The sequence below is a fragment of the Bacillus sp. EAC genome, assembly GCF_002156875.1.
In the GTDB taxonomy this organism is placed as follows: domain Bacteria; phylum Bacillota; class Bacilli; order Bacillales; family Bacillaceae_G; genus Gottfriedia.
Window position 1 is genome coordinate 29,731 of record NZ_NCSY01000011.1, and the last position, 26,793, is coordinate 56,523.

General features: G+C 32.5%; 28 protein-coding genes and 1 other RNA gene. 5 read left to right on the top strand and 24 right to left on the bottom strand.

The annotated features are described in order from the left end of the window. Positions 1-73 precede the first annotated feature (73 nt). The 3 genes from rnpB to B7R65_RS17380 form a co-directional block, all read right to left on the bottom strand. An RNA gene (gene rnpB / locus B7R65_RS17370) (RNase P RNA component class B) lies at positions 74-454 on the bottom strand. A gap of 78 nt (positions 455-532) precedes the next feature. Beyond that, a complete protein-coding gene (gene gpsB / locus B7R65_RS17375; RefSeq protein ID WP_088044108.1) occupies positions 533-832 on the bottom strand; it encodes a cell division regulator GpsB in 300 nt (99 codons plus the stop codon). 76 nt (positions 833-908) lie between these two features. Continuing rightward, the gene (locus B7R65_RS17380; protein WP_088044109.1) at positions 909-1,478 is read right to left on the bottom strand and encodes an SLOG family protein; all 570 of its coding nucleotides are present in this window, start codon (positions 1,476-1,478) and stop codon (positions 909-911) included. A gap of 720 nt (positions 1,479-2,198) precedes the next feature. Between B7R65_RS17380 and B7R65_RS17385 the strand changes: the two genes are divergently transcribed. Continuing rightward, positions 2,199-2,927, top strand: coding sequence for a GntR family transcriptional regulator (locus B7R65_RS17385; protein WP_088044110.1), 729 nt, complete (start codon positions 2,199-2,201; stop codon positions 2,925-2,927). A 46-nt stretch (positions 2,928-2,973) separates the two neighbouring features. Here B7R65_RS17385 and B7R65_RS21930 read toward each other — a convergent pair whose 3' ends face one another. Further along, the gene (locus B7R65_RS21930) at positions 2,974-3,810 is read right to left on the bottom strand and encodes a YppG family protein (protein WP_306298487.1); all 837 of its coding nucleotides are present in this window, start codon (positions 3,808-3,810) and stop codon (positions 2,974-2,976) included. Between the two features lie 201 nt (positions 3,811-4,011). Here B7R65_RS21930 and yppF point away from each other — a divergent pair, with 201 nt between their 5' ends. Then, positions 4,012-4,191: a YppF family protein gene (yppF, locus tag B7R65_RS17395; protein WP_088044111.1), complete on the top strand. Its 180-nt coding sequence runs from the start codon at positions 4,012-4,014 to the stop codon at positions 4,189-4,191. An 82-nt stretch (positions 4,192-4,273) separates the two neighbouring features. Here the strand turns inward: yppF and B7R65_RS17400 are convergent, their stop codons facing one another. Then, positions 4,274-4,525: a hypothetical protein gene (locus tag B7R65_RS17400; RefSeq protein ID WP_088044112.1), complete on the bottom strand. Its 252-nt coding sequence runs from the start codon at positions 4,523-4,525 to the stop codon at positions 4,274-4,276. 467 nt (positions 4,526-4,992) lie between these two features. Next, the gene (locus B7R65_RS17405; RefSeq protein ID WP_088044113.1) at positions 4,993-6,000 is read right to left on the bottom strand and encodes a DUF2515 family protein; all 1,008 of its coding nucleotides are present in this window, start codon (positions 5,998-6,000) and stop codon (positions 4,993-4,995) included. Positions 6,001-6,095: 95 nt separating this feature from the next. Between B7R65_RS17405 and recU the strand changes: the two genes are divergently transcribed. Both recU and B7R65_RS17415 read left to right on the top strand, forming a co-directional pair. Then, on the top strand, positions 6,096-6,698 hold the full coding sequence (gene recU, locus B7R65_RS17410) for a Holliday junction resolvase RecU (RefSeq protein ID WP_088044114.1): 603 nt from the start codon (positions 6,096-6,098) through the stop codon (positions 6,696-6,698). A gap of 43 nt (positions 6,699-6,741) precedes the next feature. Continuing rightward, positions 6,742-9,357, top strand: a complete 2,616-nt coding sequence (locus B7R65_RS17415; RefSeq protein WP_088044115.1) for a transglycosylase domain-containing protein — start codon at positions 6,742-6,744, stop codon at positions 9,355-9,357. 12 nt (positions 9,358-9,369) lie between these two features. Here the strand turns inward: B7R65_RS17415 and B7R65_RS17420 are convergent, their stop codons facing one another. From B7R65_RS17420 to B7R65_RS17505, 18 genes are all read right to left on the bottom strand, one after another. Continuing rightward, the gene (locus B7R65_RS17420; RefSeq protein WP_088044116.1) at positions 9,370-9,870 is read right to left on the bottom strand and encodes a YpoC family protein; all 501 of its coding nucleotides are present in this window, start codon (positions 9,868-9,870) and stop codon (positions 9,370-9,372) included. 1 nt (position 9,871) lies between these two features. Continuing rightward, complete coding sequence (gene nth / locus B7R65_RS17425; RefSeq protein ID WP_088044117.1) at positions 9,872-10,522, bottom strand: endonuclease III; 651 nt, start codon at positions 10,520-10,522, stop codon at positions 9,872-9,874. 44 nt (positions 10,523-10,566) lie between these two features. Next, positions 10,567-11,280, bottom strand: coding sequence for a DnaD domain-containing protein (locus tag B7R65_RS17430; protein WP_142288275.1), 714 nt, complete (start codon positions 11,278-11,280; stop codon positions 10,567-10,569). A gap of 155 nt (positions 11,281-11,435) precedes the next feature. Then, positions 11,436-12,728, bottom strand: a complete 1,293-nt coding sequence (gene asnS / locus B7R65_RS17435; protein ID WP_088044119.1) for an asparagine--tRNA ligase — start codon at positions 12,726-12,728, stop codon at positions 11,436-11,438. A gap of 188 nt (positions 12,729-12,916) precedes the next feature. Continuing rightward, positions 12,917-14,104, bottom strand: a complete 1,188-nt coding sequence (locus B7R65_RS17440) for a pyridoxal phosphate-dependent aminotransferase (RefSeq protein WP_088044120.1) — start codon at positions 14,102-14,104, stop codon at positions 12,917-12,919. 11 nt (positions 14,105-14,115) lie between these two features. Beyond that, entirely contained in the window at positions 14,116-14,580 is a 465-nt protein-coding gene (locus B7R65_RS17445) for a cell wall elongation regulator TseB-like domain-containing protein (RefSeq protein WP_088044121.1), read from the bottom strand. An 11-nt stretch (positions 14,581-14,591) separates the two neighbouring features. Continuing rightward, positions 14,592-14,762: a YpmA family protein gene (locus B7R65_RS17450; protein WP_088044122.1), complete on the bottom strand. Its 171-nt coding sequence runs from the start codon at positions 14,760-14,762 to the stop codon at positions 14,592-14,594. Between the two features lie 105 nt (positions 14,763-14,867). Further along, a complete protein-coding gene (gene dinG / locus B7R65_RS17455) occupies positions 14,868-17,651 on the bottom strand; it encodes an ATP-dependent DNA helicase DinG (protein WP_088044123.1) in 2,784 nt (927 codons plus the stop codon). 88 nt (positions 17,652-17,739) lie between these two features. Next, on the bottom strand, positions 17,740-18,123 hold the full coding sequence (gene panD, locus B7R65_RS17460) for an aspartate 1-decarboxylase (RefSeq protein WP_088044124.1): 384 nt from the start codon (positions 18,121-18,123) through the stop codon (positions 17,740-17,742). Positions 18,124-18,144: 21 nt separating this feature from the next. Next, on the bottom strand, positions 18,145-18,990 hold the full coding sequence (panC, locus tag B7R65_RS17465) for a pantoate--beta-alanine ligase (protein ID WP_088044125.1): 846 nt from the start codon (positions 18,988-18,990) through the stop codon (positions 18,145-18,147). Beyond that, positions 18,987-19,829: a 3-methyl-2-oxobutanoate hydroxymethyltransferase gene (gene panB / locus B7R65_RS17470; protein WP_088044126.1), complete on the bottom strand. Its 843-nt coding sequence runs from the start codon at positions 19,827-19,829 to the stop codon at positions 18,987-18,989. The genes panC and panB overlap by 4 nt, the downstream gene beginning before the upstream one ends. A 369-nt stretch (positions 19,830-20,198) precedes the next feature. Then, positions 20,199-21,182, bottom strand: coding sequence for a biotin--[acetyl-CoA-carboxylase] ligase (locus tag B7R65_RS17475; protein ID WP_088044127.1), 984 nt, complete (start codon positions 21,180-21,182; stop codon positions 20,199-20,201). Beyond that, on the bottom strand, positions 21,167-22,360 hold the full coding sequence (locus B7R65_RS17480; RefSeq protein WP_088044128.1) for a CCA tRNA nucleotidyltransferase: 1,194 nt from the start codon (positions 22,358-22,360) through the stop codon (positions 21,167-21,169). Before B7R65_RS17480 ends, B7R65_RS17475 begins: the two co-directional genes overlap by 16 nt. Then, positions 22,360-23,493 carry an N-acetyl-alpha-D-glucosaminyl L-malate synthase BshA gene (gene bshA / locus B7R65_RS17485; protein WP_088044129.1) on the bottom strand — a complete coding sequence of 378 codons (1,134 nt, stop codon included), beginning with the start codon at positions 23,491-23,493 and terminating at the stop codon, positions 22,360-22,362. Before bshA ends, B7R65_RS17480 begins: the two co-directional genes overlap by 1 nt. A 38-nt stretch (positions 23,494-23,531) precedes the next feature. Further along, a complete protein-coding gene (gene bshB1 / locus B7R65_RS17490; RefSeq protein ID WP_142288276.1) occupies positions 23,532-24,233 on the bottom strand; it encodes a bacillithiol biosynthesis deacetylase BshB1 in 702 nt (233 codons plus the stop codon). Between the two features lie 21 nt (positions 24,234-24,254). Next, the gene (gene mgsA / locus B7R65_RS17495; RefSeq protein WP_088044130.1) at positions 24,255-24,620 is read right to left on the bottom strand and encodes a methylglyoxal synthase; all 366 of its coding nucleotides are present in this window, start codon (positions 24,618-24,620) and stop codon (positions 24,255-24,257) included. A 10-nt stretch (positions 24,621-24,630) separates the two neighbouring features. Next, positions 24,631-25,434, bottom strand: coding sequence for a 4-hydroxy-tetrahydrodipicolinate reductase (gene dapB / locus B7R65_RS17500; protein WP_088044131.1), 804 nt, complete (start codon positions 25,432-25,434; stop codon positions 24,631-24,633). Between the two features lies 1 nt (position 25,435). Then, positions 25,436-25,765 (bottom strand): nucleotide pyrophosphohydrolase, encoded by a 330-nt coding sequence (locus B7R65_RS17505; RefSeq protein WP_088044132.1) that lies wholly within the window; start codon positions 25,763-25,765, stop codon positions 25,436-25,438. A 137-nt stretch (positions 25,766-25,902) separates the two neighbouring features. Here B7R65_RS17505 and B7R65_RS17510 point away from each other — a divergent pair, with 137 nt between their 5' ends. Then, complete coding sequence (locus B7R65_RS17510; RefSeq protein WP_088044133.1) at positions 25,903-26,775, top strand: YitT family protein; 873 nt, start codon at positions 25,903-25,905, stop codon at positions 26,773-26,775. Positions 26,776-26,793: the final 18 nt, after the last annotated feature.

The window sequence follows — 26,793 nt, forward strand, 5'->3', positions numbered from 1 at the left end:
AACAAATTTCGTCAAAATTACAAAAAACTCTCCAATGAATAGAGAGTTTTTAACAGTTTCATCATTTCATATGTTCTGTAAGCCATGTTCTGTTCCTACGTACTACAAACGGCTATAAGCCTCGTACAAAAGGTGGTAATCATCTATCTACAGAATAATCTGTCCCTTTCTTAGTTCAATTCCTTCGAAAGGATTCCCCTACCATAATTTGGGTTTCTCGCTCGTGGGGTTTACCGCGTTCCACTCCTCTCATTTCTTCGAGGACTACGTCACTGTGGCACTTTAAAGGTAGTAGAGCCATATCCAAAGGACTTAGGCCCGTTCCCTGCCGTTAGCTTTTGACAGCTACCCTATCTTATGACTTCGATAGGCACGAACACTACAGCCATCTCAGGTCTGTGCGAGCATGGACTTTCCTCAACAACGTCATGCGTTGCAGCGATTACCCGAACATAATGAAACGAACATTAATTAGTATAGTAAATTCTACTTTAGTTTGCAATGCTTTCTTAAAATATAATTCTAATTAAAATTATTCGAATAGTTTACTACCAAATACTTGTTTTTCCAAATTAGATAATCTTTTTAGAATATCAGTATTCGTATTATTAAAAGGTGAAACTGTACTTTTTTGATTTTGATCTTCTAATAATTTTTTAAACTTTGCATTTTCTTGTTGTAGGGCTACTATTTGATTTTGAAACGATTCATAATCCTTAATAATGGTATCTAAGTATTGATCCACTTCTTCTTGATTATACCCGCGCATAGATACTTTAAACTCTTTGTTTAGGATATCTTTAATACTTAGTTTAATTTTTATTGATTCCATGTGTGTCACCCCAAAACATTTAGAAATATTTACCTTCTATTGTTCCAAAGACTTTATAAATTGTCAATTATCTATTCTATAATTCCCTATAATCTTCCTTGTCATTCTCAAATGATTCCTCAGCAATCACTTGTAAATCATCAAATGTAATTAATTCGATGGAATAGCTAGTTTGTTCCTGTTTTTTTAACGCAAGCTCATATAAAAATTTTGGAGAGCCCTCTTTTTCTGTATCATAAAGTAAAATACAACCATTACTTTTACTGATCAAAAATTCATTTCTAGCTTTTAATTGTAACGGAGATTCATACGGTTTTCTAGATATCGAATCGACATGATCTGCTCCAATTAAGATTTCTTCATAATATGTTTTATTCGTTTCGTTCCAATTTTTTTCTTGGTCTTCATAAGGTGTAAAAATCCCTAGTTTCAACTCAGGAAACTCACTTTGAAGTTCAAATACTACTTCAGCAGACCATAATTCAGTCCCCATTTGACCCGAAATAATAATCCACTCTAAACCTTCATAAATATGTGTTTCTATTTTGTTTTTTATTGCATTCTTTATGTAATTTACAGCATCATGTTTGTTTGAATATATACCTAATTCAAAAGATTTGTATCCCGAGACAAGTAATACTTTCATAGGGTCCTCACATTAAATAGGAAGAACTATCATTAGTTCTCCCTATCTACTTTTTGACAGATTTGTTAGTTTCATTGTAAATAAAAGTTAGTTTGAGTTGTTATATTGCAAAATATATTACGAAATGAAAAGCTATATTAAATGTAGAATATATTATTGAGGTAAACTTTACATTTTATGATTAACATTTATCAGTAGAATTCAACTTCAGTGGGTGTCAAACTAATTATTTCAAGTAATTGAAGCTCTTTGAGGGATTAAGCATTCTTTTAAAGCAGGTGTTTTAATACCTCTTTTTGTTCATTCAATTATATTTTTAAATATAATTTGTTCTACTGTTCGATTAAAGACAATTGATGCAGTTTACAATGATGTATTTCTATATCTAATCCTTATCCAAGAATCATATATAATGCTTGCTTAAAACTTGTAAAAATAATAAGTGTCAGTGTTAAAGTGACAAAAAATAAAAAAAGTATCGTGTTTTTCAATCCTTCTCTCTCCATTATCTCAATTTTTCTTGAATGTCAACATTTTTAATTTTAAAAGGTTTGTACAAATTTCACAACTATAAAATGATTCAAATATAAAAGTTTAAATATTTTGACATTTAACGATGTGATACAAACGTTGCCGAATGGCTTATATTCCTTTAAAATGAATATTGAAACCGGTTTATTTACCAAAAATGTAAATATATAGCTATACAAGGAGTATATAATGATTAACAAAAATTCACCTATTCCAATCTATCATCAATTATTAGAATATATAAAAACAAAAATTACATCTGGGGAATATCCAGCGGATGAATTAATCCCATCAGAAAGAGAGTTTTCTGAAAAATTCCAAATATCTCGTATGACAGTACGACAGGCATTAAATAATTTAGTGCAAGATGGATTTGTCTATCGCCAAAAAGGAAAAGGTACATTTGTTAGTCGACAAAAAGTTGAAAAAAAGATTAGCAGATTAAATAGCTATACGGAAGAAATGATTGAAAGAGGTTTAAAACCAAGTAGTAAGTTAATTGAATTTGAAATCACATATTCTGATCCAACATTAGCGAGTATTCTTAAAATTAATGAATCTGATTCGATTTATAGAATTAAACGAGTTCGATTAGCCGATTCCAAGCCGATGTCAATTGAAAGCATTTTCGTTCCATGTGATATCGCACCTAACTTAAGTAAAAGTATACTTGAAAAATCATTTTATGATTATGTTATTTCAAACATTCCGGATCCAATACAATATGCCGATCAGTCCATCCAAGCTAGATTAGCAACTGAAAGCGAAGCAAAATTATTAGAAATTCCAATTAACTCACCTGTATTATCAATTGATCGTACAACTTATTTACGAAGTGGTAAAGTTCTTGAACATGAATTAACTGTTTATCGAGCTGACCGCTATAAGCTCGTTCACTCTTTATCTAGAAATGAATAACAAGCCAGGTTTTCCTGGCTTGTTATTTTATTTTAATAATAAGTTGTTATTTAAAGAAAACTCCGATTTGTTTAAATATGCCTCCAACTTGATTCATTGTGTTCATCATTTGCCCTGCTGTTGACATCATCTTAGGAACGTCATATGATCCAGAGCTATTTTTAAACTGATTTAATAATGATGATATTTGAAAACTTTGTGTGTTGCTTGATTGTTGATTTAACTGCTTAGGTTGTGTTGGATAAGGTGTACTCGGAGCAAACATGGCTGGAGCAGAGAATGGCCCTGATCCAGTTTGACCACCTTGCATCATTTGTGCCTGTGGGTGTCCAGGATATCCTTGATAATTTTGTACAGGGGCTCCTTGATAATTTAAATGCGTTCCAGGATTGGTGGGTCCCATTTGGTAATAAGGATTTTGATTTTGCATCACACCGTTTTGTCCATAGCCAGAAATCCCTTCAGTTTGAGGATTAAATAGATACGTTGGATAGTTCTGTAACTGACTTGTTTGAGGGGCTTGATAACTCATCTGTTGCCCTGGATAATACTCATACGGATTTGACATCATTGTGCCCCCTTCGCCTCCATTCGTAAATTGCCCCTCAACTTGCTGACCCATTGTTGTTGTTGGATTTCCATAAGGAGATGATTCCATCATTTGAACTGATTGTGGTGGCTGAATAGTATGTGCTGGTTGAATTTGAGACTGAGTTGGATTTTGTGGAAATGGTTGGATGACGTTTCCATAATACCTGGACATTTCATTTTGAAATTGATTATTTTCATGAAAATTAAAGGTATTGTCATGCAACTGATTTTGATTTCTAAACCAGTCAAAACTGTTATCTATTTGATTTGGTGGAAACATTTGATGTTTCATTTTCTCACACCCATTTTTTTCTTTTATATAAGGATATGATGTAAATGCCTAATCTGTTACACAAAAAACTCTTACTCTAGATAGATGTCAATATATGTCGGAAGTTTAAATTTTTAAAAAAATTAAAATCTTAAATATTTATGATACATTTTAAATAGTTAAACAAGTATTTTATTTAATTTTCATGTTGGAGGGGTAATAATGACACTACTAGAATTGAAAAATAAGTTTATTTCATTAAAGAGCTTTGAACCAACAGATCTTAATCAATTAATGGACTTTTTACAACAAAATTACCTAAACGGTGAAGTAACAATTCAACACTATCGAGAATTAATAAAAGAGCTTGAACTATTTGGCGCAAATAAACCTGTTTGTTGAACAAAACTAATAAATAAAAATAAAGCGATGCACTTTCACTTATTTGTAAAAGTGCATCGCTTTATTTATTGTAAAGTATCATTTATAAATTAAACGCTAATTTTCTACCTAATAATGGTGTCGAAGTAAAAATCCCACCTTCATTTGCTTCATTTACTTTCTTTTCAAAATGGTGAAGATGAACATTAGTTGACTGTATCTTACTTAATAGTGAGTTTTTTTCTTCTTCACATTTTTGATTCATTCTTAAAGCTAAAGAGTGTTCAATAAATTCAACCTCATTTAAAAATTCATCAATTGCTCGAAAAAAATCTACTCTTTGGATTAACTCCATACAGTTCAACCCCTCTTCTTCTTTTAACTATTTTCTTATACAGACTAATTCAACATATAATTCTAAGCTCCTTCCCTGCTGACAAAACTAGTACTTTTTCGCTAAACAAAGTGTATTTTTATATTTCTATCTTCATTTTCGACAAAATTTATTTGTAAGTCATTAAACATTTGGGAAAGTTATTATTGGGAGGTGTTACTTATGGCAAAAAACAAAAATGTAAAAAAGAAAAAACAAGAAAAAAGTAAAAATCAACAAACAGGCAACCCGAAATTAGATGGACCAAACTTCCCAGCTACATAAAAAGTGTAGGGTCAATTTGAACACATGCTAAGTTCATAACCTATTGTTTTGACTTTGCATGACCCACTTCCTGTGGGACCTACAAGTATTAGAAAAGGACCAGTAAAAGGTTTTATAAGCCTTCCTGGTCCTTTTCTATAATATAGTAAATACGATCATGTAGTTTATTGAAAGAAAGACTTCATTTTTAGTAGCGAAACCATAACTTCTTGTTTTATTAAAAAGGTTTCTTTGTAATTGTACTCACTTAAATATTCTTCTGATTTATACCATTCCAATTCGATTTTTTTCTGATCATACCAATCAAATTCGGAATTTCTTCTATGGGGAATCATAGGATATACGTCCCTTAATTTTGGATTATTCGATTTTGAAATCCCAATTATTTCTTCATAATCACTTCTACTTCCTGTATGAACCTTACTCTTTGCAAAATCTATAAAATGATTAGTTAGATCCTTTTTAAATAAAATTGAATATAATTGTTTCCCTATTTGAATCCGTTTAGTTAATTCTTGGAATTGTGAGATAGGTAATCCATATAATTCACCAGTTAATGTTGGAAAGACTACACTACTTAATTTTAATTGTTCTTGAAGTTTAAAAGATAATGAATCAAATACCTCATTTTTAAAATACGGATCTTGTATGACTGGTTTCTCGATCATATTCTGTTCATTAATAATGAGAGAAAAAACTAATCTAACTTTATCTCGATCTGTCCAATACTTCTCCCACTCTATTTCCATAAAACTAGATACTGAAAAATACTTTAGCAAATAAAATAATGGGTTATTATTTATCATTGAATATTCAAAAATAAGTAATTGGGGAAATGCGTCTTGAAAGATTATCCAGTTCGCCCTTTCATACGTTAAAAATAATTGTTTTCGTTGTTTCTCACTTAAACCATTTTTAAAGTTAATTTGTTTTAAATCAGTCATGTTATATCCTGCATTTCGTGAAACCATACTTGCTAGAAAAGACCAATGAATATCTTTCATCCTAAAAAAATAATCTTGATATGCAATCGTTCTTGAAATATTATCACGATTATTTCGAGTAGTTTCATTTTGTATCAATTCAATTAGCTCATTTTCATTACTTAAAATGGAATGCCCATTTCTTCTATTCCTTATATATTCCTTCCAACTATCGTGTCTTACAGTCATTTAATCACTCCAAGCATTCTGGTAGTTTTTAACACGAACGTCTGTTTTAGTGTTATAATATTCGATGGATGTAATTTAATGGTGGAGTTGGTTTTATGACAATAATGTACCCTAATCGAAAAAATAATTTAATTCAAAAAAGTAATGAATTGATTTCAAAATCAGGAAATACTTATAGTAATCGAGGAATGTCACTTGAAGATGATTTAAATGCTACTAATACGTATTATTTAGCAAACAGCATAGCTAACATACATAAAAAGCCAACACCTGTACAAATAGTTAAAGTTGATTATCCAAAACGAAGTGCTGCGGTTATTAGAGAAGCCTATTTTAAACAACCTTCAACTACTGATTACAATGGCATTTACAAAGGGAAATACATTGATTTTGAAGCAAAAGAAACAAATAATAAAACTAGCTTCCCACTACAAAATTTTCATTTACATCAAATTAAGCATATGGAAGATGTCATAAATCATGGTGGGATTTCGTTTGTCATATTAAAATTTTCATTATATAATGAAATTTATTTTATGAAAGCTTCCGATATTCTTACCTTTTGGCAAAGGCAACAAGAAGGCGGACGAAAATCAATCTCTAGAGAAGAATGTCAAGAGTTTGGAACATTGCTAAAAGCAAGTTATCCTATTATCGTTCCTTACTTAAAATGTATTGATGAACTTTATGTAATTTAAAAATTAATTCATTAGGTTCGTATTGAAAGGCAGGAGAAATTAGATGGCAAAAGAATATCGTTCACGAGAAGAACGTAAACGTATGGAAAAGCCTTCAAAAGGAACACCCAAAAAACGAGAAGGTTTATGGAAAAAAATCACTTTATCAATATTAACAGTTGCGGTCGTTTGTATACTACTTGGAGTCGGTGGTTTTTATTATTTAGTTAGTGGTGCCCCAAAATTAGATGAATCAAAATTAAAAGATCCGTTGTCTTCAACTGTATTAGACAAAAATGGACATGTGTTTGCAGAATTGGGAAGAGAACAAAGAACAAAAGTATCGTATAATGAAATTCCTAAAGTCGTAGAAGATGCATTTATCGCTACTGAAGATGTGCGATTCTTTAAACATAAAGGTGTCGATATTCGCCGTGTATTTGGTGCTGTTTTAGCCAATATTACTGGTGGATTCGGTTCTCAAGGTGGTAGTACAATTACTCAACAAGTAGTTAAGAATTCATTCTTATCACCTGAAAAAACGATTAAACGTAAAGTTCAGGAATGGTACTTAGCATTCCAATTAGAACAAAAATATTCTAAACAACAAATCTTAGAAATGTATTTAAATAAAGTTTACTTTTCAAATGGTCTAAATGGTCGTGGTGTTTATGGTGTTGCTAAAGCAAGTGAAACATATTTTAGTAAAGATATTTCTAAAATAACGCTGCCTGAAGCTGCTACACTAGCAGGTATGGTACAAAGCCCGAATAATTTTAATCCGGCAAAACACCCTCAACAATCAGAAAACAGAAGAAATATTGTTTTAAGTCAAATGAAGAAGTATGGTTATATTTCAGAAGAGAAATACAATCAATCAAAAGCAATTCCTATGAAAGAAATGGTTAAATTACACGAACCTGAACGTACAAAATATCAAGCGTTTTTAGACGTTGTCATTGATGAAGTTGAAAAAAATGGTGATGCAAATGTTTATACAGATGGTTTAACAATTGAAACGACAATTGATCCTAAGGCGCAAGAAAAAGCTGATGAAATTATTAATCGTGGATCTGATTTCTACCCTAGTAAAGAATTCCAAACAGGTTTCGTATTAACTGATACGAAAACAGGTGAAATTCGAGCTGTTGGTGCTGGTAGAAATACGACAACTGGTGGAATTAACTTTGCTAAAGATATAAAAAGACAACCTGGTTCATCTATTAAGCCAGTTTTAGATTATGGTCCTGCAATTCAATATTTAAAATGGTCTACTTTCCACCAACTAGTGGATGAGCCATATACGTATTCTGATGGTACTCCTATTAATAACTGGGATAAAAGATATAAAAAGCAATTAAGTATTCGTTATGCACTCGCAGATTCAAGAAATATACCAGCTCTAAAGACTTTCCAAGCAGTTGGGAAGGAACGCTCACGTGAGTTTGGTCTTGGTTTAGGATTAGATTTACCGTCAAAAGATAATTTTTATGAATCATATTCAATTGGTGGATTTACTGGTGTATCTGCAATGCAAATGGCTGGAGCCTATGCCGCATTTGGTAACGGTGGAGTTTATATTAAACCGCATGCAGTAACAAAAATTATTTACCAAGATAAAACTGAAAAAGTACTAACTCCAGAACCAAAACAAGCAATGAGCGATTATACAGCATATATGGTTACTGATATGCTTCGTGATGTTGTTAAATCTTCAATCGGTACAGGTGGAATCGCAAACGTACCTGGTCTTGATATGGCAGGTAAAACAGGTACTACAAACTATCCAGATGAAGTAAAACAGAAATATGGTTTTCCTTCTAACGCTACTCGCGATAGCTGGTTTGTTGGATTCACACCAGATGTGACTGTTTCAGTTTGGACTGGTTATGAGAAAAATAAAAAAGACCACTATTTAGGAGCAAGTTCGACGAAAATAGCAAAATATATCGCTAGAGATATGCTTGCTGCTACCGGTGATCGAAACTCTGAATTCCATAAACCAGATTCTGTTGTACAAGAAAGAGATGAATTATATATTAAAGGCGAAAAAATGGACGATGTTCCTCATGATAAAGTTTTAGAGCCTGCTAAAAATGTAACTGCAAATTATGATCCAGTAACAAGTAATATCTCTTTAAATTGGCAATACCCTGCTGATTTACTACCTTCTACATCGTTCGAAGTTAACTATGATGTGAATGGTCAAAAAGGTCAAACTCAAAAAATCCAAGGTACAGCTACAAGCATTAATGGAATTGTACCAGGCGATGTCGTAAAAATTTCGATTGTTGCTACAAGTGAGGAAGGTAAAAGTAATCCTGTAACTGTTACTGTGGATTTAAGTGCTACTCAAGAACCTACTACTCCTCCTGATGATCAAAATGGCAATGGAAACGGTAACGGGAATGGCAACGGCAACGGAAACGGAAACGGAAACGGAAACGGAAATGGGAATGGCAACGGAAATGGCAACGGCAACGGAAATGGGAATGGCAACGGAAATGGTGGAGTTGATGAAGGTACTGATGATGGAACTGGACTTCCAATAATACCAGATCCAAATAACCCAACAAAACCAAGTGATAATAATAAAGGTGTTAACACAAACCCTACTTCATTTAATTTTGATAATTATTACCGTACGAATAAATGGAATTCAAATAAAATAACAGCATAAAAAATAACCTCCTCATTTTGAGGAGGTTATTTTTTGTTTTACATATAGTTTCTCTAATTCCGTATAAAGACCAGTTAATTGTATAAAGGAATGATAATGATCAGGTTGCTTTAAAACAAAGCTGATTCGTTCAATTAAATTTATTGGTTTAATAGCTAACTGATCTAAATCTACTAGTAAATTGTCTAAAGTAGTTAACATTACATCGTTTATCCATGTATTGATCGTTATAAGATTGGCTAGTCCCCTTACCATTGGTTCAAGTGCTAATTTGCGATTTCGCTCTCTAAAATAAGACGTGAGAAGTTCATTTTCTTCTTTCCAGTCTTTAAACATTTCAGTAATTAGCTCATCACTATTCTGAGGAATTTTCAATTCATTAGTAGACAATAAGTGGTTGCTTTCATAGTAAAATGGCAAATTATTTATTTTCAAGCGATCATTATTTTCAAAACCATTTGCTGGATAAAAAGGATCAATTAAAAATTTTTCATGTATGCTTTTATTATTCATCTCACTTCTTCGCTTTCATTCGTTTTTTACCTTCTCTACATATGCTAAGTAATGGACAAGTCTCACATTGTGGTCTTTGAGCTTTACAATGATACCGACCAAAAAAGATTAGACGATGATGTGTGACTCCCCATTCTACTTTGGGTACCTTATTCATTAACGTTTCTTCTACTTCCAAAACAGAATCCTTCCAACGGCAAATAGCTAAACGTTTTGAAACCCGTTCAACATGTGTATCCACCGCAATAGCAGGAATATTAAAGGCTACAGACATGACAACATTTGCAGTCTTTCTACCTACTCCTGGTAAACTAACTAACTCTTCCCTAGTTTTAGGTACTTCCCCATCAAAATCATTAAGAATCATTTCACTAAGTTTTTGAATATTTTTTGCTTTATTTCTAAATAGTCCAATTGAACGGATATCATTCTGTAATTCTTCTAATGAGACATTTAAATAATCTTGCGGTATTTGATATTTTTCAAATAAAGATTTCGTCACTTTATTTACTAATACGTCAGTACACTGTGCGGACAATGCCACAGCAATGACTAGCTCAAATGGATTTTTATGATTTAATTCACAATGTGCATCTGGGAACATTTCCCCAATAGTACTTAATACTTCCTTAATTTGAAGTTTATTTAACATCATTTTACACCCCTTACTAAAAAAGCGAGGAGCATGTCCTCGCTTTACTTTTCAAGCCAATTATAAAAAGGAATAGATCCAGTATATTTTGTTTCAGGTTGATTCTTTTGAGTTTCTTTTTTCCTGAAATTCTTACTATAATTCATTGCTTGGTCAACTTGTTTAATTCCATTCTTTTTCCACTCAAAAAGAATTCGATCGATATAACGAAAGTTTAACTTTCCACTTATTACAGCCTCTTTTAATGCTACTTTAATCAATTTTTCATTATGATCATCCTGATCCATCCACATTGTTAATGTCTCAATTTCAAATGGTGACAGTAATCTTCCAAATTCTTTCTCGAAAACAGAAAAAATAGATTCCTCATTTTGCTCAATAATAGATGGAATCATTTGTTTTTCTTCCACTTCTTGCTGTACATCTTCAGATGAATTTATAAGTTTTAACCATAATGGTGATAGTGAATATGATTCAGAGCGCATGTTTTGATCATCAGTTTGTTCAATGATTTCTAATAAGCCCTTTTTTAGAAGTTCACGAATAACTTCCATACATTTTTGATCATTTATGGACATTTTCATAGATAACTGAGATGGTGTTGGAAACGATTGACCTTGTTGTTGAAAAGAATAAAGTTGAAGAATCATTACAAGTTGTTCTTCATTTATGTTTAGAGAAGAATAGTTGCTAAGGAGTAAATTTGGAATACTGATGTTTCCAAATTCTATCCAGTTTATAATGCTATTTTTATTCACTTCGAACACCTCTAGCATAGTATAGCATGTTTACATAAGAGAAATAAACAGTAACGAAGCGACTTAAAATAAAAAATAAATAGAGGCATGTGTAGCATACCTCTATTTTAGTTTATCTTTTATATGGCTAAAAACTCGCCTAATATTTGATTTAATTATGGATACAGTCTGTTTAATAAACGTGGGAATGGAATTGCTTCACGAACGTGTTCAACACCAGATAACCATGCTACAGTACGTTCTAATCCAAGACCGAAGCCTGAATGTGGAACTGAACCGTATTGACGTAATTCCATATACCATTTATAAGCATCTGAAGTTAGTCCATGTTCTTCACAACGTTGTGCTAATAATTCATAATCATCGATACGTTGAGAACCACCGATGATTTCACCATAACCTTCAGGAGCAATTAAGTCTGCACATAATACAACTTCTGGGTTCGTTGGGTCTGGCTTCATATAGAATGATTTAATTTTAGCAGGGTAATTTGTTATGAATACTGGTTTATCAAATGTTTCTGCGATTGCAGTTTCATGTGGAGCTCCAAAATCATCGCCCCATTGAATGTCATCAAACCCTTTTTCATTTAACAGCTTAATTGCATCATCATATGAAATTCTTGGGAATGGCGCTTTAATGTTTTCAAGTTTAGAAACATCACGACCTAAAGTTTTTAATTCTAATTGGCAATTTTTTAATACAGATTGTGCTAAATGTGAAACATAGTTTTCTTGTACAACTAAGTTATCTTCTTGATCCATAAATGCCATTTCTGGCTCGATCATCCAGAACTCAATTAAATGACGACGTGTTTTTGATTTTTCAGCACGGAATGTTGGACCAAAAGAAAATACTTTTCCAAGAGCCATCGCTGCTGCTTCCATATAAAGTTGACCACTTTGAGATAGATACGCATCTTCATCAAAATATTTCGTATGGAATAATTCAGTAGTACCTTCTGGAGCACTTCCTGTTAAGATTGGTGGGTCAACTTTAACGAAACCATTTTCATTGAAGAACTCATAAGTTGCTCGGATAATTTCATTACGAATTTTCATAACAGCATGCTGTCTACGAGAACGTAACCAAAGATGACGATTATCCATTAAGAATTCTGTTCCGTGTTCTTTTGGAGTAATTGGAAAATCAACTGACTCATGAATTACTTCAAGCCCAGTAACATTTAACTCATATCCAAGTGGAGAACGTTCTTCTTTACGAACAGTACCTGTTACATAAAGTGAAGTCTCTTGTGTTAATCCTTTTGCAACTTGAAAAAGCTCTTCACCTACTTCTTCTTTTACTACAACCCCTTGAATGAATCCTGATCCATCACGAAGTTGAAGAAATGCAATTTTACCGCTTGAACGTTTATTAGCTAACCAAGCACCGATTGTTACTGTTTGGTCAACATATTTATGTACTTGTGAAATTGTTGTTTTCAAAAATAACCCTCCAAAACTTATGTATAAATTATTAAAATTTTCCTATAAACATATTCATTATACCCTTCAAAGCGCTCTATATCAACGTAATCCGATAAAAATTGACAGAAACATTAAATTAACTTGTTCCCTTGTAAAAATTATCGGAATTTATATCGTTTGTTAAAGAGAAAAAGCTAAGCATTTGCTTAGCTTGGGATACTTGCTTTCATAAATTGCTCAATGCGCTCTAGAGCTTTATCTAATTGTTCTTGAGATGTAGCGTATGATAAACGAATATTATCTGGTGAGCCAAAGCCTGAACCAGGAATAACAGCAACATTAGCTTTTTCTAATAGTTCTGTTGCAAATTCATCAACATTTTTAAATCCTGCAATTTTTGCCGCTTCAGCTACATTCGGGAAAAGATAAAATGCACCATTTGGTTTTACGCAACTAAATCCAGGTATAGTGATTAAACGATTATAGGTCTTATTTAATCGAGCTTCGAATGCAACCTTCATTTCATCAACAGGTCCATCACCTAACTCATACGCTTTAATTGTCGCAATTTGAGCCATAGTTGTAGGATTTGATGTAGAATGACTAGCAAGGTTTGTCATTGCATTTATAATTGTTTTATTACCAACAGCATAACCAATTCTCCAACCAGTCATTGAATGAGATTTAGACACACCATTAATAATAATTGTTTGATCTTTTATCTCAGGACTTAACTCAGCAATCGAAGTATGTTTTGCTCCATCATACACTAATTTTTCATAAATTTCGTCTGAAATGATTAATATATCATGTTTTAAACAGACATCACCAATAGCTTTTAATTCTTCCTCAGTATAAATCATTCCTGTTGGGTTACTTGGAGAGTTAATAATAATCGCCTTTGTATGATCAGTAATTGCTGCTTCGATTTGTTCAGGAGTTACTTTAAAATGTTGATGCTCAAATCCTTCTATAAAAACAGGAACACCTTCTGCTAAAATAACTTGTTCTGGATAACTCACCCAATAAGGTGTTGGAATGATAACCTCATCACCCGAATCCAAAATAGCTTGAAATAAAGTATAAAGTGCATGTTTTGCACCATTTGTTACAACGACTTCCGCAGGTGAATAAGTTAATCCTTGGTCCTTCAATAATTTATCACAAATTGCTTTTCTAAGTGTAGGTAATCCATTCGAAGGTGTATATTTAGTTTGACCATTTTTCATTGCAGAATAAGCCTCTTCAATGATTGGTGCTGGCGTATTAAAATCAGGTTCACCAGCGCCTAATCCGATTACGTCGATCCCACTATCTTTCATTTCTTTTGCTTTTGCTGTAATAGCTAGTGTTGTAGATGGTGTCAGTGCGCTTACTCTTTTTGCTAATTTCATCTTGTTTCCCCCTAGATACTATAACGTTTTAAAAGCTCACCATTTTCAAAAGCAGCATAATAAAAATTATAACGGCCATTTTGATCTATATATACTACTTCCCATAATGGAATTTTGTTCTCTATTCCTAGCTTTACTTTATGTATTTCTTTAGGACCACGTTCACTTACAACTTTTTGAATTATTTCCTCTTTTGATAAACCATCGCTTTTTTTCCTTACGATTACATCCTCACCTTGAACCCAAGCAATGATCTCTTTATTTGAATTATCTTTTCCACGTACGATGACTGCTTTTTCTTTACCATGATAATAATCAGAGCTGGATACGTTTTTAAGATAGCCTTCATTTAAAACAATGTCTTCGGCCTTCGACTTTTCATTGTTAAGTGGAGAAAGTGAAGATTGAATTGTAGAAATCAAAAATAACGCAAGGAAAATGATGCTTAATCCAAGGATGACTAACCATTTTTTCATATATACCTCATTTAAGTTCGATAAATTGTAAAAACTGCATTCTCTTGATTTTCTTTATCAAGTGCAAGTCCAAACATTAAATCTTTTTCTTTTAAAGTGCGATTTAAACTATCAACAATTTTATATAAATCCTTTGTGTATTCAATCTTAGTTGTCGATAATACTTCAATCTTTGTATTCATGTTGCTCCTCCTAAATTGACTAGATAAATACATCACAATATTGACATTATACCATACGAAATACCTGTAACTGCTACTATTCTCATGCTAATTGTTCAAAAAAAATTAAAAATCTTTTAATAAATTCTCAAGTGTATTTATGTGGATTTTGTTTTCTGGAATCAACTTTAAAAATTCTTTTCCATATTTAGCATTTATAATCCGATTGTCTAAAACAAAAAGTGAACCTTGATCTTGTTCGTTTCGTATCAAACGACCGTACCCTTGTCTAAATTTAAAAACAGCTAACGGTAAAGCTAAACTAGAAAATGAATTTTCACCAGCATTTTTTAATAATTTTGATTTAGCAATGAACATAGGTTTTTCAGGGTTCGTGAATGGTAAACGAACAATGATTAAACAATCTAATTCTTCATTTGGCAAGTCAATTCCTTCCCAAAAAGTGTTAGTCCCTAATAAAATTGTTTGTTTTGATTGAAGGAACTGTTTAATTAACTTTTGTTTTCCACCTGGAGAAAAACCTTGTGCCAAAACTGAAGCATTAATTGAGTTTATATCCTGCATTAAGTTGTCATATGTTTGTTTCAACAAATCAAATGCAGTAAATAAAACTAAAGTTCTACCATTTACTGAATTAATTATTTTACTAATTGCTTGTGATGTTTGAGAAGCATACTCTTCTTGCGAAACTTCTTTAATACCATTTAAATCTGTAGGAATATATACTTTCATACCCTGACCGAAGTCAGATGGAACCGGATATATTTTTTCTTTCAATTGATCTTCATGTAATCCTAGAGTAGATTTTATATATGAAAATGAATCATTAATTGACATTGTTGCAGATGTCAGTATGATCGAATCGCGTTCTTCAATTAAATATTTTTGAATTAAATCTGCATTATTTACTTTTTCACAATAAAGCATTGTCGTATGGAACGAGCCTTTAGCCTCAGTGTCCATCCAGCAGATAAACTCATCATTTCTATCGAATAATATTTCATGAAGACCATTTTTCATAATCATTAATTGTTCAACAATCATTTTGAATTCGGAAATCATTGACCTTTTATAAGAAGTGGACTTTTGGTTCTCGGTTAATTTTAAATACTGATCACATTCTATAAAAAACATATTATTCGTATCAAATAATCGATTTGCACATTCTAAAATAACTTTCCAATTTTGACTTGAAGTTATATTATCACCTAATGTAATTGACTGTCTTATATTTTCTTTATCAAATTCATTTTGTTTTGAAAGTATAAAATCTCTTATTAATCGAAACAGTTCTTCAGACTCATATTTAATTTCTTTAATTAAATGATCAATCTTTTTCCACCATTTTTCTCTTGTTGGTGAAAGTTCATCATTTTTATATAAACGATGTACTAATTCAGAACTATCTGATGTACTTAATCTGCTTAAATATTGATAATATTTTAAGCATGAAAATGTAATTCCAAAAGTTTTAGAAGAAGTCTCTTCAAGGGAGTGTGCTTCGTCAATTACGATGGTTTTCACTGAATTAAGTAAATGATCTTTGTTTTTTAGGGTTGATAATAAATACGCGTGGTTTGTTACGATTAGGTCGGCAAGTAATAATTGGTTTTTTGCACGCTGATAAAAGCATTTATGAAACCATGGATTTGATCTTTTATTTTCACTTTCTTCACTACAACAAACTCTTTCCCATAAGTGTATTCCACCTGAGGGTAAGGATAACTCATCCAATTCTCCATTATCAGTCTCAGTTAACCAAACTGCAATCATGGCTTTTGATAAAATACTGTCGTAGTTATCATCAAACTCGCTAACGACATACTCATATTTTTGTAAACATAAATAATTTTTTTTACTCTGGATTGATGCAGTTTTCAATTGAAAAGGTAATACCTTCTCAACTGTATGTAAGTGTTTTTTAATGATTTGCTTTTGTAATGAGATTGTACTAGTACTAATGATAACTTGTTTACCATGTTGCTTTGAGAAAAATGCTGCAGGAATTAAATACCCAAAAGTCTTCCCTACTCCAGTGTTAGCTTCAGCTAATAAAATCTTTTTTGACTCAAACGCATTAAAAACATCTTTCATATACGTAAATTGTTCTTCTCTTTTAATAAAGATTGGCATTTCAACAGCCATTCTCTCTTCTAATTCAAACTTAAGTTGTTCTTCAAACTCAACGAAATCCTCTTCTTCATGCGGCATGCTAAAACGACTCTTTTTAATAGCAATTCTTCTGAATTCTTCTATATCATTGTTCTCATTAACAATTAAATCAGATTTTTTTTGAATAAGATCTGAAATATAATATGTAATATCACTTTTAAAATTCTTACTCAATTTTTCTAAAATTTTTAAGGAAGCATAAGGCAATCCTTCGAGTTTTTTTAATAAAATTGTTAATAATTCGGCCGTAACTTCTGCATCACTATCAGCTTGATGCGGATTTTCATGCTGTATGTTAAAGACTCTGGCTAAATCAGATAGTTTATAACTTGTTAAAGTAGGAAATAGTACCCTAGTTAGTTCCACTGTGTCAATCGCTAACGGGGTGATTCTAGGTAGGCCGATTCTCTCAAATTCTTTTTGTAAAAAAGTTAAATCAAAATGAACATTATGTGCTACAAAATAAGCATTTTTAAAAATCGGATAGAATTCTTCTGCAATTTGCTCGAATTGTGGAGCAAACTTTACCATATCTTTTGAAATTCCAGTTAACTCTGTGATAAAAGCTGGAATTTCGATATTTGGATTTACAAAGCTTGAAAATTGTTCGATTACTTCTCCGTCTTCAAGTACAAAGGCTGCAATTTGAATAATACGATCTTGACCCCTATTATTGTTACCTGTTGTTTCTAGGTCAACGACAACAAATTTATTCATATTTTGCCACCTCCAATTTCTCTATATAGATATTTTGCATAAAACAATTTAAACAATACAAAAAAATCCCCTAAAGAGGGGATTTCCATTACTTAATTGTCCCTGCAATTTCTTTTCCAATCATTTCAACAATTTCGTTCGCATCATTTAATATAGCAATATTCGGTGTATGTTGATCAAGTTTTTCTTCCTCAACTTGACCGTATGCTATAATAATAACTTTGTCTCCTTCTTGAACTAATCTTGCTGCGGCTCCGTTAAGACAAATAACACCACTGCCACGCTTCCCAGGGATAACATATGTCTCAAGTCGAGCACCATTATTATTATTTACAATTTGAACTTTTTCATTTTCTAGGACATCAACGGCATCCATTAAATCTTCGTCGATTGTAATACTACCTACATAATTTAAATTTGCTTCTGTTACAGTTGCTCTATGCAGTTTTGCTCTCATCATTGTACGAATCATGATATTTCCCCCTAGTATACATTAAATTGCAACGATTATATTATCGATAAGTCGAGCATTTGAAAATTTAACTGCTAATGCGATGATAATTTTCCCACTAACAGATTCCATTGTTTCAAGTTGAGGGTATGAAAAGATACTAACATAATCAATCTCACCCGACGTTTCTTTGGTAATTGCTGAAGTAATTCCTTCTTTTAAAGCTTTAACATTTAGTTCTCCATTTTTAATCTGTTCAACTGCATTTTTCAAACTTCTATATAAAGCCGGAGCTTCTTGTCGTTCGTTTTCTGTTAAATAGATATTTCTTGAACTTTTTGCTAAGCCATCCTCTTCTCGAACAGTTGGTATAGCATTTAATTTAACAGGTATATTGTAATCTTCAATTAAGCCTTCTATAACAGCAACTTGTTGTGCATCTTTTAATCCAAAATAAGCCTGGTCAGGTTGAACAATATTGAACAATTTTGAAACAACTAGTGCTACTCCATCAAAATGACCTGGTCTTTTTTCTCCACATAGAACATCTACTCGTTTAGTTACTTTCATAGTCGATTTTAAATCATTTGGGTACATTTCTTCAACTGTTGGATAAAAGAGGCAATCAACACCAGCATTTAAAGCAATTTTTTCATCTCTTTCGAAATCTCTTGGATAACGATCAAAATCTTCATTTGGTCCAAATTGAGTTGGATTAACGAAGATACTTAAAACGACAACATCATTTTGATTTCTTGCCTCTTTTAATAAAGTAACATGGCCTTCATGTAGATAACCCATTGTTGGCACAAAACCAATCGATTTGTCATTTTTTCGATTTTGCTTTAATTCTTCTCTTAGATCTTTGATGGTATGAAAAACTTTCATTGTGAACTTCCCCCGTATAAAGCCTTTAACTGTTCTTCTTTCATTGTGAATGAATGACTAGCATCCGGAAACTGTCTTGCTTTTACTTCTTGAACATATGAAGCAATAGCATTTTCGATCGTTGTTTGGATATCAGCATATTGTTTTACAAACTTAGCTACCTTACCCACTCCATAGGTCACTAAGTCATGATAAACTAACACTTGACCGTCCGTATCGACACCCGCTCCAATTCCAATAGTCGGTATAGTTAAATCTGCTGATATATCTTTTCCAATTTGCTTCGGAATACATTCCAAAACGATTGCAAATGCTCCCGCCTCTTCACACTTTTTAGCATCGTTAAATAACTTTAAAGCACTTTCTGAATCTCTTGCTTGAACTTTATATCCTCCTAAAACCCCTACTGATTGCGGAGTCAATCCCAAGTGAGCAACAACTGGCACCCCTGCTGCAGTTAAAGCTTTTATCACTTCTAAAACATTTTCATCTGCACCTTCTAGTTTTACTGCATTTGCATTTCCTTCTTGCATAATTCGGCATGCATTTCTTAGAGCATCTTCTTTTGAAATGTGATATGACATAAATGGCATATCCGTTACAATAAAAGTATTTTTCGCACCTCTTTTTACCGCTTTTGAATGATGAATCATATCATCAACCGTCACCTTGATTGTTGAATCATAACCAAGTACAACATTACCAAGTGAGTCACCGACCAAAATCATATCTACCTCACCTGCTTCTGCTAATAAGGCTGATGGGTAATCATAAGCTGTAATCATTGTGATTGGTTCCTTATTACCCTTCATTGTTAAAAAATCTTTTGTTGTTTTCAATTTGTTTCCTCCTTTTTTAATGAAGAGGAAATGGGGCTACAATAAAAAACCTTTGCTCGTTGAACAAAGGAAAATTGGTAACCATCTCATTCCTCTGTCCCAGTCCATTTGAGGATCAAGGCAGACACATTTTTAAATAAAATTTTTAAAGCTTGGTGTAGTTCCTATTAGGATACCACCCATTTCAATCCATATCCTTAAACGTAAAGTGTTGGTAATTCAAGCATTTACACAATACCTTACATAATTAGTGTATAACATGCTCGCAGAAATTGTAAATGATTATGTTTGGATATCTTTGGATAATTTAAACACAAATAAAAATTCCCATGCCATTGTTGGAATGAGAATTTTTACTGAATAGGAAAATCACTTGTTTATTGCAATATCCGCTGAATAAATCGTATGTATTTTCCCCTCTGAATCTTCAATTAAAAGCTGTCCTTCGTCTGTAATACCGATTGCATTCCCGATGATGACTTCATTCAACGTAGTGGCTTTTATTTGCTTACCTAATGAGATTGCATAGCTCTCCCATAAAATTTTGATTGGTTTAAATCCTTTATCTAAAAAGAGTTCATAATACTTCTCAAATTCAGCCAAAATTATTTGGATAAGATTCGCTCGCAGAAATGATTTTCCCTTTTCGATACGTAATGAAGTTGCTATATCGGAAAGTTCTAATGGATAATCTTCTTCAACTTGATTTACGTTGATTCCAATTCCTATTACGACACTTCGAATACAATCTGCATCACCTTGCATCTCGGTTAAAATTCCACAAACCTTTTTCTTATTAATCAAGATATCATTGGGCCATTTAATACTTGGTTGTAACTCAGTTACTTTCTCGATTGCAGAAGCAATTGCAACTGCTGTTAATAGTGTTAACTGTGGCGCCACTTTAGGTGAAATAGACGGTCTAAGAATAAGACTCATTGCGATAGCTTTCCCATCTGAAGTTAACCAGTTCCTTTGTAATCGCCCACGTCCTTTTAATTGACGTTCAGCTAATACAATTGTACCTTCAGGAGCATCATTCATTACAAGCTCGTTCGCAATTGTCTGGGTTGAGTTTGTTTCTTCTTGATAGACTATTTTCCGCCCAAATATTTTTGTTTCAAGACCAAGTTGAATATCAGTTGGTGTCATCCGATCTGATTTCCCAATAATTTTATAACCAACTTTTCTAACTGCTTCAATTTCTATTCCTTCTTCTTGCAATTCTTTCATATATTTCCAAATTGCGGTACGTGAAATTCCTAATTCGTCACTCAAATATTGCCCAGAAAGATATTCATTTTGATGTTCCGTAAATAATTGTATGATTTGCTCTTTTACCTTTGAAGCCAATTTGTAAACCACTCCTTAACAGCAAGTTGAGTATTTATTAAACTGTTTTCAACAACTAATACTTCAATCTCACTGATTACTTCCTTTAACCAAGGACCACCTTTAAGATTAGACCAACTTAATAAATCATTTCCTGATATACATAATTCCGATTTAGAATGAATTGGTAAGTTGGCGAATTGAACTTTTAATTGTTCTTCGATTTGGGTGTTAGAAGAAGAATAACCTAATATTGTTTGTAATCTTTCGTATTGAATGGCTTCTTTTAATCCAACTATGTATAAAGTTGAGTTACTCCAACTGATCGTTTCTTTTAGTAATAGTGCATGCAGCTTTAAAATTTGTTTAATCCGTTCATTCGACATCTTCCAATTTCGAAGGACTGATTCTGGATGTTCAATTTGCATTTTAAATAATATTAATGTCCAATATTCTTCAATCGTTTTTAATTTTTCAATCGGAAGTTCAATTACCTCATTGAAAAATGGGTGACAATCTTTAAAATTTGGCAGGTGATTAATTAATTCTGTTTGTATTAATAAATTAAGAGCATCTTTAGGAGACTTACCTAGTAATAGCTTTTCAAATTCAACACTTATTCTTTCAATCGCAATCTTTTCGATTAAAGCATTATTTGACAGTATTGCTTCGAAAGTACACTCATCCATTCGAAATCCAAGTTGGCTTACAAAACGAATCCCTCTCATCATTCGAAGAGCGTCTTCATGAAATCTTTCTTTTGCATTACCAACCGATCGAATTAATCCATTAGCTATGTCTTTTCTACCATTAAACGGATCAATTAAATCATTATTTACTGTCATCGCAATTGCATTCATTGTAAAATCTCTTCTTTTTAAATCCTCTTCGATCGATTTAACATAAGTCACCTCTGAAGGTCTCCGAAAATCTTGATATGTCGATTCAGTTCTAAAAGTAGTAATTTCATATGATTGATTGTTTTCGATCACAAGTACAGTACCATGTTGGAGTCCTGTTGGTACTGTTTTAGGAAAAATTCGTATAACTTCTTCTGGCAGTGCAGAAGTTGCTATATCAATATCACCTATATCCCTCTTTAATAGTTTGTCTCTGACACAACCACCTACAAAATATGCCTCATGACCGTTTTGTATTAATTTTGTAAGTATTGGTTTTGCTCTTTCAAATATCCCCATTATTCATTCATTCCTAATAACTCTTTATAGATTGCTAAATATTGTGAAACAATTTGAGTTGAATGAAATCTTTCATTAACAATTTCTATTGAGCGCTTTGAAATTTTTTGATAAAGTTTATCGTCTTTTAACAAATTAAGTGTGTAATATGAAATTTGTTCAATATCGCCTAATTCACATAAAAATCCGTTTTCTCCATGTTCAATCACTTCTGGAATACCACCTATTCTTGTTCCGATACAAGGAACGCCACAAGCCATTGCTTCAAGAAGAACTAATCCAAAACTTTCTTTTGATGATAATAATAACTTTACATCACTAATTGCAAGTAATTCTTCAACATTCTCTTGTTTTCCAAGAAATAAAACATCTTTTTCAATTCCCAATTCTCTTACAAGTTTACATAAAACAGAAAGTTCAGGTCCATCACCGACTAGTAGTAATTTCGAAGGTACTTCTTGTCTTACTAAATTAAAGACGTTTACAACATCTTTCGTCCGCTTTACTTGACGGAAGTTTGAAATATGTATAATTACTCTCTCATGTTCCTTAATTCCATATTCCGCTTTTAGTGATTGGCAATTACGCTTCTTATATACTCTTTCATCTATAAAGTTATAGACCGTTTGAATATCTTTATCAGGGTTTACTAATTCAAGTGTTTGACGAATTAAATCATTTGATACAGCTGTTACGGCATCAGACTTTTCAATTCCAAATTTAATTAATTCTGTTAAAGACGGATCATAGCCTAGAACAGTTATATCCGTTCCATGTAATGTCGTTACAATTTTAATTTCGTGATTAATCATTTGTTTTGCTAAAAAAGCACAAACAGCATGTGGAATAGCATAATGCACATGTAATATATCTAATTTTTCACGATTTGCAATTTCAGCCATTTTACTTGCTAAAGCCAAGTCATAAGGCGGATGTTGAAATACTGAATATTGATTTACTTCAACCGCGTGATAATAAATATTTGGATTAACTTTATTTAAACGAAATGGCATACTTGATGAAATAAAATGAATTTCATGTCCAAGCTCTGCTAACAACTTCCCTAGCTCAGTAGCAATCACTCCAGAACCACCAACTGTAGGATAACATGTAATCCCAATTTTCAACTTCATTTTATCTCTCCTAATTGTCTACTCTTTATAAACTAAACTTAGAAAAGCCAATCTGCATTTAGAAGTAGTGGTTTCTTACTCATAAATCCTTCACCGTAAGATATGCCAACTTCCTTACCGATCATCTTTTCTCTCGCAATGACACTTTCTACATAATCATTCGTTAATGGTGTACTAACACCCGTTTCTCCTGGTGTAAATTGACTTTCATATGCTTCAAGTGCTTCTTTTTTTAACTGAATTGTTTCCGATATATTTACAATAAAGTTCGGTCGATGAAATCCGTTTATCATGTATTGAAATACATGGTTAACTTTATGAGCTTCGTGGCTAGTATTTACATTTAATTTCCGAATGCCTGATGAGAAGACAGCTTCTTCAATTATTTTTGTACAATTTCCGTGATCAGGATGACGATCGAACTCGTAAGGAGAAAATACAATACTTGGCTTCGTCATTCTAATTAAACTAACAACTTGCTTAATGGAATCTTCACTTAAGTATAGCCCTCTATCCGAAAATGATAAATTAAAACGTTTTGATACTCCTAGTATCTTATCTGCAGCTTCCGCTTCTTTTCTTCGAGTTGATGTATCTCCATTTGATGAAAGCTCTGCTTCTGTCAAATCACAAATAGCTACTTTGTATCCTAATTTAGTAAATTTAGCTATTGTCCCTGCCATACCAATTTCAACATCATCTGGGTGGGCACCAAACGCTAATACATCAAAATATTCCACACGATTCACTCACCTTCATACTTACTCATTAAACAATTTTACGATAGCCTTTGCAGTTTGACTATTTGTTGCTACAGGTATATGGTAGACATCACATAATCTCAATAAAGCATTCACATCTGGTTCATGTGGCTGTGAAGTTAATGGATCTCTAAAAAAGAAAATCGCATCCATTTCACCTTTTGCAACAAGTGCACCAATTTGTTGGTCGCCACCAAGTGGTCCTGACTGAAAACATTTTACCTTTAAAGCCGTGTTTTCCATAACACGTGTTCCAGTTGTTCCAGTTGAAAATAGTTCATGTTTTTGAAAAAACTTTTCATTTTCTTGCACAAAAATTACTAAGGCATCTTTTCTTTCATCATGAGCTATTAAAGCGATCTTCACCCTTAGCACCTCAATCCATAATATTTTCTAAGCCATATACAAGTTCAGAAAGTTTCATTACCTCTTCAATTGATACTTTAACACCAGACATAAATGACGCTCTGTTCATTGAGTCATGTCTAATCGTTAGCAATTGGCCATCTCCACCGAATAAAACCTGTTGATGAGCTACCAATCCAGGTAATCTAACACTATGAACCCTCATACCGTTCATATCTGCTCCTCTTGCTCCATCTTCAGTCTCAACTTCATTTGGATGACCTTGATTTTTATATTCTCGAGCCTCCCCAATCATTTGTACAGTCTTCAATGCTGTACCTGAAGGAGCGTCTAATTTTTGATCATGATGTAATTCGATAATTTCTATGTCTTTAAAATACTTTGCAGCCATAGCAGAAAACTTCATCATTAAGATTGCACCTATAGCGAAATTTGGTGCAATAATACAGCCAAGTCCATTTTGAAGAGCTAATTCCTTCAGTTCTGCTAGTTCTTCATTTGTAAATCCTGTAGTGCCTATTACAGGGCGAATACCATTTTTCAATGATAAAAATGCATGCTTTTTCCCTATTTCAGGAGTAGTTAAATCAACTAACACATCAAAGTTTTCATTTTCGATACACTCTTCTAGCGTTTCGTATACAGGTGCATCTCCTTTAAACTGTGGGTAAAATTGATTCACCGAGCCTCCACCAAATTTATAATCTATTGCAGCAACTAATTGAAAATGTTCTGTTCTTTCAATAAGCTGTAATGCTTCTGTACCCATTTTCCCTCTTGGTCCTGCTAAAACAACACGAATCATTTTCTCCATCTCAAACTTCCTTCCTTGTCCAGCGATCTTTATCTCTTGTATTAAATTTCTTCATAACCATATCATGTGCCTGTGCTAAATCGATATTTAAACTATTTGCTAAACAAATCATAACGAATAATACATCACCAAGTTCTTCTTCAATTAATTTTTCTTCTTCAGTATTTTTCTTTGGTTTCTCACCATATGTATGATTTATTTCTCTAGCTAATTCGCCCATCTCTTCAGTTAACCTAGCCATCATTGCTAAAGGACTAAAGTACCCTTCTTTAAATTGCCCAATATATTTATCTACTTCATTTTGCATTTCTTTCATCGTTTTTTCGTGCATACTAATATCAACTCCTCAAATAAATCTTATCGAAATGACCACTTTTTGACAAATTATATATTATTTTACTTGAAAAAAATACAAGATAAGATAAAAATAAGAGTTTAAGGTGATTTTAAATAGTATGGAGGAAGTATATGATTTTCAACTTGAAGTTACGTAATATCTTTTTTATCATTTTAGGTTCTGCAATTTTTTCTTTTGGAATTATGACAATTAATATTCCTAACAATTTGGCTGAAGGTGGATTTACAGGTATAAACTTAATTCTCTTAGCTGAATTAAATATCCCTGTATGGATTTCTAACCTAGCATTAAACATTCCATTATTTTTTGTTGGATGGAGATTACTCGGAACAGTAACTATGCTATATACAATCATTGGAACAGTTGCCGTTTCATTTTTCTTAAAATTATTTGAAAAATTCACGTTCACTATAGATGTACATGGTGATTTAATGTTAGCTTCACTATTTGCCGGTGTATTTATAGGAGTTGGCTTAGGAATTATTTTCAGATTTGGTGGAACGACAGGTGGTGTAGATATCATTGCTCGATTAGCCTATAAATACAAAGGTATTAATATGGGTAAAACAATGTTCATCTTTGACTTTGTTGTCATTACGCTATCTTTATTGACTTATTTAAAAGCTTACGAGGCAATGTATACATTGGTTGCTGTGTTCGTTGGCGCTAGAATTATTGACTTTATGCAAGAGGGTGCATACGCTGCCCGCGGAGCAAATATCATTTCCGATAAAAATGAATTAATTGCTGCTCGTATTATGAAGGAAATGGAACGTGGCGCAACCTATCTTAAAGGAACAGGTACTTTTACTGGCGAGAGCAAAGATGTCTTATTCTGTGTAGTACCAAAAAATGAATTAGTTCATTTAAAGAATATCATTCAGGATATCGATCCACATGCTTTTGTTGCAGTAACTGAAGTACATGATGTGTTAGGAGAAGGCTTTACTTTAGACGAAAACAAAGTGCCATTACATCCTTAAAGCAAAATAAAAAGCGGT

Bases quoted from the DNA above. Each gene is read 5' to 3' on its own strand.
- B7R65_RS17420 (WP_088044116.1), bottom strand. From the start codon at position 9,870: ATGAATAATAAAAGCATACATGAAAAATTTTTAATTGATCCTTTTTAT.
- B7R65_RS17415 (WP_088044115.1), top strand. From the start codon at position 6,742: ATGGCAAAAGAATATCGTTCACGAGAAGAACGTAAACGTATGGAAAAG.
- dapB (WP_088044131.1), bottom strand. From the start codon at position 25,434: ATGGAGAAAATGATTCGTGTTGTTTTAGCAGGACCAAGAGGGAAAATG.
- B7R65_RS17450 (WP_088044122.1), bottom strand. From the start codon at position 14,762: ATGAATACAAAGATTGAAGTATTATCGACAACTAAGATTGAATACACA.
- yppF (WP_088044111.1), top strand. From the start codon at position 4,012: ATGACACTACTAGAATTGAAAAATAAGTTTATTTCATTAAAGAGCTTT.
- B7R65_RS21930 (WP_306298487.1), bottom strand. From the start codon at position 3,810: ATGAAACATCAAATGTTTCCACCAAATCAAATAGATAACAGTTTTGAC.
- bshA (WP_088044129.1), bottom strand. From the start codon at position 23,493: ATGAAGTTGAAAATTGGGATTACATGTTATCCTACAGTTGGTGGTTCT.
- panD (WP_088044124.1), bottom strand. From the start codon at position 18,123: ATGATTCGTACAATGATGAGAGCAAAACTGCATAGAGCAACTGTAACA.
- gpsB (WP_088044108.1), bottom strand. From the start codon at position 832: ATGGAATCAATAAAAATTAAACTAAGTATTAAAGATATCCTAAACAAA.
- panC (WP_088044125.1), bottom strand. From the start codon at position 18,990: ATGAAAGTTTTTCATACCATCAAAGATCTAAGAGAAGAATTAAAGCAA.
- dinG (WP_088044123.1), bottom strand. From the start codon at position 17,651: ATGAATAAATTTGTTGTCGTTGACCTAGAAACAACAGGTAACAATAAT.
- B7R65_RS17445 (WP_088044121.1), bottom strand. From the start codon at position 14,580: ATGAAAAAATGGTTAGTCATCCTTGGATTAAGCATCATTTTCCTTGCG.
- nth (WP_088044117.1), bottom strand. From the start codon at position 10,522: ATGTTAAATAAACTTCAAATTAAGGAAGTATTAAGTACTATTGGGGAA.
- B7R65_RS17480 (WP_088044128.1), bottom strand. From the start codon at position 22,360: ATGGGGATATTTGAAAGAGCAAAACCAATACTTACAAAATTAATACAA.
- B7R65_RS17385 (WP_088044110.1), top strand. From the start codon at position 2,199: ATGATTAACAAAAATTCACCTATTCCAATCTATCATCAATTATTAGAA.
- B7R65_RS17505 (WP_088044132.1), bottom strand. From the start codon at position 25,765: ATGCACGAAAAAACGATGAAAGAAATGCAAAATGAAGTAGATAAATAT.
- B7R65_RS17400 (WP_088044112.1), bottom strand. From the start codon at position 4,525: ATGGAGTTAATCCAAAGAGTAGATTTTTTTCGAGCAATTGATGAATTT.
- B7R65_RS17510 (WP_088044133.1), top strand. From the start codon at position 25,903: ATGATTTTCAACTTGAAGTTACGTAATATCTTTTTTATCATTTTAGGT.
- B7R65_RS17405 (WP_088044113.1), bottom strand. From the start codon at position 6,000: ATGACTGTAAGACACGATAGTTGGAAGGAATATATAAGGAATAGAAGA.
- B7R65_RS17380 (WP_088044109.1), bottom strand. From the start codon at position 1,478: ATGAAAGTATTACTTGTCTCGGGATACAAATCTTTTGAATTAGGTATA.
- B7R65_RS17440 (WP_088044120.1), bottom strand. From the start codon at position 14,104: ATGAAATTAGCAAAAAGAGTAAGCGCACTGACACCATCTACAACACTA.
- recU (WP_088044114.1), top strand. From the start codon at position 6,096: ATGACAATAATGTACCCTAATCGAAAAAATAATTTAATTCAAAAAAGT.